This window comes from Mycobacterium ostraviense, assembly GCF_002705925.1.
Taxonomy (GTDB): domain Bacteria; phylum Actinomycetota; class Actinomycetes; order Mycobacteriales; family Mycobacteriaceae; genus Mycobacterium; species Mycobacterium ostraviense.
The window spans coordinates 1-6,913 of record NZ_NKRE01000039.1 but is presented as its reverse complement, the minus strand read 5'-3'; the positions used below and the strand labels follow the sequence as shown (position 1 = coordinate 6,913).

5 protein-coding genes and 1 pseudogene are annotated in these 6,913 nt (G+C 64.6%); all 6 read left to right on the top strand.

Going from position 1 to position 6,913, the window contains the following annotated elements:
- On the top strand, positions 1 to 1,123 hold a 1,123-nt coding region (locus CDN38_RS27780), incomplete at its 5' end, for a xanthine dehydrogenase family protein molybdopterin-binding subunit (protein ID WP_142361391.1).
- 260 nt (positions 1,124 to 1,383) lie between these two features.
- Positions 1,384 to 1,827, top strand: a complete 444-nt coding sequence (locus CDN38_RS27775; protein ID WP_233026841.1) for an MmpS family transport accessory protein — start codon at positions 1,384 to 1,386, stop codon at positions 1,825 to 1,827.
- Positions 1,824 to 4,865: an MMPL/RND family transporter gene (locus CDN38_RS27770; protein WP_075513254.1), complete on the top strand. Its 3,042-nt coding sequence runs from the start codon at positions 1,824 to 1,826 to the stop codon at positions 4,863 to 4,865. The genes CDN38_RS27775 and CDN38_RS27770 overlap by 4 nt, the downstream gene beginning before the upstream one ends.
- 93 nt (positions 4,866 to 4,958) lie before the next feature.
- Entirely contained in the window at positions 4,959 to 5,237 is a 279-nt protein-coding gene (locus CDN38_RS27765) for a glutaredoxin family protein (RefSeq protein WP_180276452.1), read from the top strand.
- A 109-nt stretch (positions 5,238 to 5,346) separates the two neighbouring features.
- A complete protein-coding gene (locus tag CDN38_RS27760; protein WP_099319497.1) occupies positions 5,347 to 6,744 on the top strand; it encodes a glutamyl-tRNA reductase in 1,398 nt (465 codons plus the stop codon).
- Positions 6,745 to 6,757: 13 nt separating this feature from the next.
- Positions 6,758 to 6,913 (top strand): annotated as a pseudogene (locus CDN38_RS27755) (hydroxymethylbilane synthase); the annotation flags it as partial.

Genomic DNA, 6,913 nt, shown 5'->3' with positions numbered 1-6,913 from the left:
GCACCGCCTGCGCATGGACCCGATCGAATTGCGGATGCGCAACGAACCCGATGTCGACCAGACCACCGGGATGCCGTTTTCCACCCGGCGGCTCACCGAATGCCTCACCCGGGGCGCGGCAAGCTTCGGATGGCACCGGCGTAATCCGACGCCTGGCGCCACCCGCGAGGGCGATCACTTCGTCGGGATCGGGATGGCCGCCGCGGCCTATTACACGTATCGCAGCCAATGTTCGGCGATCGCAAGGGTTTTCGCCGACGGCACCGCCGAATTGCAATGCGGAACCAGCGACATGGGGCCCGGGACCTACACGTCGATGACACAGGTCGCCGCGGATGCGCTCGGAATGCCGCTGAGCCGGGTCCGATTCGCGTTGGGTGATAGCAGTTTTCCGCCGGCACCGCCGCACTCGGCCTCCCGAACCATGGCCAGTGTGGGTTCTGCGGTGTACACCGCCGCGAACATGCTGCGCGACAAGTTCATTCGCACGGCGGTCACCGACCCGCGATCCCCGCTGAGCGGCCTGCGTCCGGCGGACGTGGTGGTCGTGGACGGCCGCATGGTCGCTATGGCTTCCGGGGCCGGATCCGAGCGCGGTGAGTCGTATCAGGATTTGTTGCGCCGCCGCGGCTGGTCCGGTTTGGATTCACAACAGACCTGGACGCCGGACGACGCCGACCGCCGATACTCCATCTACGGCTACGGAGCCGTGTTCGCCGAGGTGGTCATCGACCGTTTGCTGCCGACGGTGCGGGTTCGCCGCATCTATGCGTGCTACGACGCCGGCCGGGTGATCAATCCCAAACTCGCGCACAGTCAGGCGATCGGGGGCATGGTCGGTGGGATCGGGATGGCGTTGCTGGAGCGGACGGAGCTGGATTGCCGCGATGGCCGGATAGTCAATGCGAACATGTCGGATTACCTGGTTCCGGTCAACGCCGACGTCCCGGCGCTGGACGCGGCCTTTTTGCCGGCCGAGGACACGATTGCCGACCCGATCGGCGTCAAGGGACTCGGCGAGTTGGTGATCGTCGGGGTACCCGCAGCGATCGCCAATGCCGTGTTCAACGCCACCGGCAGACGCGTCACCGATTTGCCCATCACCCTGGAGAAGTTGCTGTGACCCGTCGGATGCGGCCGACGCCCCGGGGTACCGGTAACGAGGTTTATCTGAAATCCGAAATGCATTCAGCAGGTCGGCGGTAGCGTCTACGCTGCGAGCGCAAACGAGACATCGGATTACCACGCGCGTTGGAGATTTGGGGAGGTTCAGATACGCGTACTGGGCGCTCTCGACCACGCCCCTTGATCGGGGGCGAGCCGGGGGCGGGCGGCGCACCCGATCCGACACGCAATGTTGTGACCCGGTGGCGGAGCACGAAGGTGAGGATGAGTCCGGTTACCAGCGTTGTGAAACGAATGTGGCTGCTGCTGGCCGTCTCAGCCGTGGCGATCGTCGCAGCGCTCGGAATCTATCGTCTCCACCGCGTCTTCGGCGCTCACGAGCATCCCGCCGTGATAGCCAAGGCTGATATCGATGTCCCGCTGTTCAACCCGAAGCAAGTGATCTACGAAGTTTTCGGCCCGGCCCCGTCAGCAAGGATCGCCTACCTGGACCCCGACGCCCACGTGCTGCAGCTGCCGGACGTGCCGCTGCCGTGGTCGCAGACGGTCACCACGACGCTGCCCGCAGTCAGTGTGAACCTGATGGCGCAGAGCAACGCCGACACCATCGGCTGCCGGATCATCGTGAACGGCATCGTCAAGGACGAAAGGTCGGTCACCAGACCCAAGGCCCTGACCTTTTGCCAGGTGACATCGGCATGAGCGAACGGGAGGGCGCGGCGGCGCCGAAGCGCCCGGTTCTGCCGCGGTTGATCCGCCGTTTTGCGGTGCTGATCCTGTTGTTGTGGCTGGGGTTCACCGCGATCGTCAATCTTGCCGTTCCGCAGCTGGAAGCGGTGGGAAAGGCCCACTCGGTATCGATGAGCCCCAGCGACGCGCCGTCGATCGAGGCGATAAGGCGCGTCGGCCAGGTATTCAAGGAGTTCGACTCCGATAATGCCGTGACCATTGTGCTGGAAAGCGATAAGCCGCTCGGCGACGAGGCGCACCAATTTTACGGCGAGCTGATGAAAAGGCTTTCAGCTGACACCAGGCACGTCGCGCACATTCAGGACTTCTGGGGTGATCCGTTGACCGCCGGCGGATCGCAGAGCGCGGACGACAAAGCCGCATATGTCGTGGTGTATCTCGTCGGTAACAATGAAACCGAAGCGTACGCATCGGTCCACGCCGTGCGGCATATCGTAGACAGCACACCGCCGCCGCGGGGGGTCAAAGCCTATGTCACCGGTCCGTCGGCATTGAATGCCGACCAGGCCGAGGCCGGGGACAAAAGCATTGCCAAGGTCACCGCGATCACCAGCCTGGTGATCGCGGTGATGTTGCTTTTCATTTACCGCTCCGTAGTGACCGCGTTTCTGGTCTTGGTTATGGTCGGGATTGACCTGGGGGCAATCCGGGGAACCATTGCCTTTCTCGCCGACCACAACGTATTCAGTCTGTCCACCTTTGCAACCAATCTGCTGGTGCTGTTGGCCATTGCGGCTACTACGGACTACGCGATATTCATGCTCGGTCGTTATCACGAAGCGCGCAACGCCGGCGAGGATCGCGAGACCGCTTTCTACACGATGTTCCAGGGGACCGCCCACGTGATCTTGGGCTCCGGATTGACCATTGCCGGCGCCATGTATTGCCTGAGCTTCGCCCGGCTTCCGTATTTCAATACGCTGGGCCCGCCGTGCGCGATAGGGATGCTCGTGGCGGTCTTCGCGGCCCTCACGCTGGGGCCCGCAGTGTTGGCCATCGGCAGTTTCTTCAAGCTTTTCGACCCCAAGCGGAGACTGAACACCCGCCGCTGGCGGCGCGTGGGGACGGCTATCGTCCGCTGGCCGGGGCCGGTTCTAGCCGCGACCTGCGTGATCGCGTTTATCGGCCTGCTGGCGTTGCCCAGCTACAAGACGACCTATGATCTGCGCAAGTTCATGCCGGCCAGCATGCCGTCCAACGTCGGGGATGCGGCGGCGGGCCGGCACTTTTCGCGGGCCCGGCTGAACCCCGAGGTGCTGATGGTCGAGACCGACCACGATATGCGTAATCCGGTGGACATGCTGGTGTTGGACAAGATAGCCAAAAACATTTACCACAGTCGCGGCATCGAACAAGTCAAGGCGATTACCCGGCCGTTGGGAACAACCATCAAGCACACGTCGATACCGTTCATCATCAGCATGCAGGGTGTCTCGAACACCGAAAATATGCAGTTCATGAAGGCGCGCATGGACGACATGCTGATACAGGTACAGGCGATGGATGTCTCCATCGCCACGATGCACACCATGTACGAACTCATGGGTGAAGTCATCGACAATACCGTCGACATGGATCACCTCACCCACGACCTGTCGAATATCACCAACACATTGAGAGATCACATCGCGGATTTCGAGGACTTCTTCCGGCCGATTCGCAGCTACTTTTACTGGGACAAACACTGCTACGACATCCCGGTCTGCTGGTCGATCAGATCAATATTCGACATGATCGACAACGTCGACCAGATGAGCGAGAAACTCGAATATCTGGTCACCGACATGGATATTCTGGTGAAACTCCTGCCGCAAATGCGCGCCCAGATTCCGCCGATGATAGACACGATGACGATCATGCGGGACATGCTGGTTGTCTGGCACGGGACGTTGCAGTCGTTCTATGACGAGTCCGATACGGGCAGCAAGGATCCCGGCGCGATGGGCCGGGTCTTCGACGCCGCGCAGATCGATGATTCCTTCTATCTGCCGCAGTCGGCGTTCAAGAATCCCGACTTCCAGCGCGGCCTGAAGATGTTCTTGTCGCCGGACGGCAAAGCGGCCCGTTTCATCATTGCCCTGGAGGGGGATCCCGCGACATCGGCCGGTATCGCCCGGGTCGAGCAGATCAAGGACGAGGCGCGCGAGGCCATCAAAGGCACTCCGTTGCAGGGTGCCGCGATCTATCTGGGTGGTACCGCGGCGACGTTCCGCGACATCCAAGAGGGCGCCACCTACGACCTGCTGATCGCCGGAGTGGCCGCGATCAGCCTGATCGTGATCATCATGATGCTCATCACCCGAAGTATCGTCGCCGCCGCCGTCATCGTCGGGACCGTGCTGCTGTCCATGGGGTCCTCTTTCGGCCTGTCGGTGCTGGTATGGGAGGACATCCTCGGCATCGAGTTGTACTGGCTGGTGTTGGCGATGTCGGTGATCCTGCTGCTGGCCGTGGGATCGGATTACAACCTGTTGCTGATCTCGCGGCTCAAAGAAGAAATCGGAGCCGGGCTCAATACCGGGATCATCCGCGCGATGGCCGGCACCGGCGGAGTGGTGACGGCTGCCGGCATGGTGTTCGCCGTGACCATGTCCCTGTTCGTGTTCAGCGATCTGCGGATTATCGGTCAGATCGGCACCACCATCGGGCTGGGTTTGTTGTTCGACACGTTGATCGTGCGCTCGTTCATGACACCGTCCATTGCCGCATTGCTGGGACGCTGGTTCTGGTGGCCGCAGCGGGTCCGCCCGCGCCCGGCGAGTCGGATGCTGCGGGCCTACGGGCCTCGCCGGCTGGTCCGCGCCCTACTGCTGTCGCCCAACGGCACATCGGCAGCCGGGGACCGGCGCGCCGGCGTCGGTCCCGGCGGAGCCCGATCAGCGATGCCCCACGAGACGGCGTCCCGGCCCTTCGACGACGCCGACGATTCGGGCCCCGCCGGCCAACACCACTGGCACGCCCGGGACACCGACCCCGAACCCGCGTCCTGACGGACCGCGCGCCCGGTACGGCGCGCTTCGCCGTGCACTCGGGAACCCGACGAGCCCGCATCCCGCGGCACCGGGAATGCCACACTGATGCCCATGACGCCGTCAGCACCGCGGTCCGGGCGCCGGCAGGTGGAGCTGCTGACCCGCGACGGCTGCGCGATCTGCCTGCGGGTACACGCGCAGCTGGCCGAGCTGTCTCAGGAGCTGGGGTTCGAGTTGGTCAGCACCGACGTCGACGCCGCGGCCGCGAGCGGCAATACCGGCCTGCGGGCCGAGTTCGGCGACCGGCTGCCGGTGATCTTGCTCGATGGTCGCGAACATAGCTATTGGGAAGTCGACGAAGCCCGGCTGCGCGCTGATCTGGCCCGCTGAGAAGGCGCTGGCAGGTCGCTCAATTATTTGGTAGCCCACCTGACAACCGTCTACCGTAGAAAGCAGTTCACTTCTCAAGGCGCAAGGGAGCGGGCCAGGTGGTGCTGCCGTGAGCATCCTGCTCTTCGGGGTTTCGCACCGCAGCGCGCCGGTTTCCGTCTTGGAACAACTCAGCATCGACGAATCCGAGCAAGTGAAAATCGTCGACAGGGTTTTGCAATCACCGCTGGTCACCGAGGCCATGGTGCTGTCGACGTGCAACCGCGTCGAGGTGTATGCGGTGGTGGAGGCGTTCCACGGCGGTCTGTCGGTGATCAGCCAGGTGCTGTCCGAGCACTCCGGCATGTCGATGGGTGACCTGACCAAACACGCCTACGTCCGCTACAGCGAGGCCGCGGTCGAGCACCTGTTCGCGGTGGCCAGCGGCTTGGATTCGGCCGTGATCGGCGAGCAGCAGGTGCTGGGCCAGGTACGCCGCTCGTATGCCGCCGCCGAGGCCAACCGCACCGTCGGCCGGGTGTTGCACGAACTGGCCCAGCGGGCGCTGTCGGTGGGCAAGCGGGTGCACTCCGAAACCGGGATCGACGCTGCCGGTGCTTCCGTGGTGTCGGTCGCCTTGGGCATCGCCGAACGACACCTGGGCGGTCTGGAGGCCAAGACCGCTGTGGTGGTCGGCGCCGGGGCGATGGGTGCGCTGTCGGCGGCACATCTGACTCGGGCCGGTATCGGGCAGATCCATGTGCTCAACCGCTCGTTGCCACGGGCGCAGCGGCTGGCGGGCAAGATCCGCGGAGCAGGTGTGCCGGCCGAGGTGATGAGGCTCGACCGGCTGGCCGAGGCGCTTGCCGATGCCGACGTGGTGGTCAGCTGTACCGGAGCGGTGAGTCCGGTGGTCTCGCTGGCCGATGTGCACCACGCGCTGGCTCATGCCCGCCGAGACGAAGAGACGCAGCCGCTGGTCATCTGCGATCTGGGGATGCCCCGCGACGTCGACCCGGCGGTAGCCGGCCTGCCGGGCGTCTGGGTCGTCGACGTGGACCGCGTCCAACACGAGCCGTCGGCCCATGCCACGGCGGCCGACGTCGACGCCGCCCGCCACATCGTCGCCGCCGAAGTTGCCGCCTACCTGGTAGGGCAGCGGATGGCCGAGGTAACCCCGACGGTCACGGCGTTGCGCCAGCGGGCCGCCGACGTGGTGGAGGCGGAGTTGCTGCGCCTGGAGAACCGGCTACCCGGGCTGGAGCGCGCCGAGCGTGACGAGGTGGCCCGCACGGTGCGGCGGGTGGTGGACAAGTTGCTGCACGCGCCCACGGTGCGGATCAAGCAACTGGCCAGCGCTCCCGGCGGCGACAGCTACGCCGAGGCGCTGCGCGAGCTTTTCGAACTCGATCAGACGGCTGTCGATGCCGTCGCAACCGCAGCCGAACTGCCGGCGGTGTCCAGCGGATTCGACGCGGGCATGCACCCCGGTGACCTGCCGCGCGACCGGAACCCGTTTGGCGAGTAGCTGATTGTCACACGTGATCCGGATAGGCACCCGGGGCAGTCTGCTGGCCACCACCCAGGCCGCGACGGTTAGAGACGCGCTCATCGCCAACGGCCACCCGGCCGAGTTGGTGACCATCAGCACCGCCGGCGACCGGTCGTCAGCGCCGATCGAGACGCTCGGGGTGGGC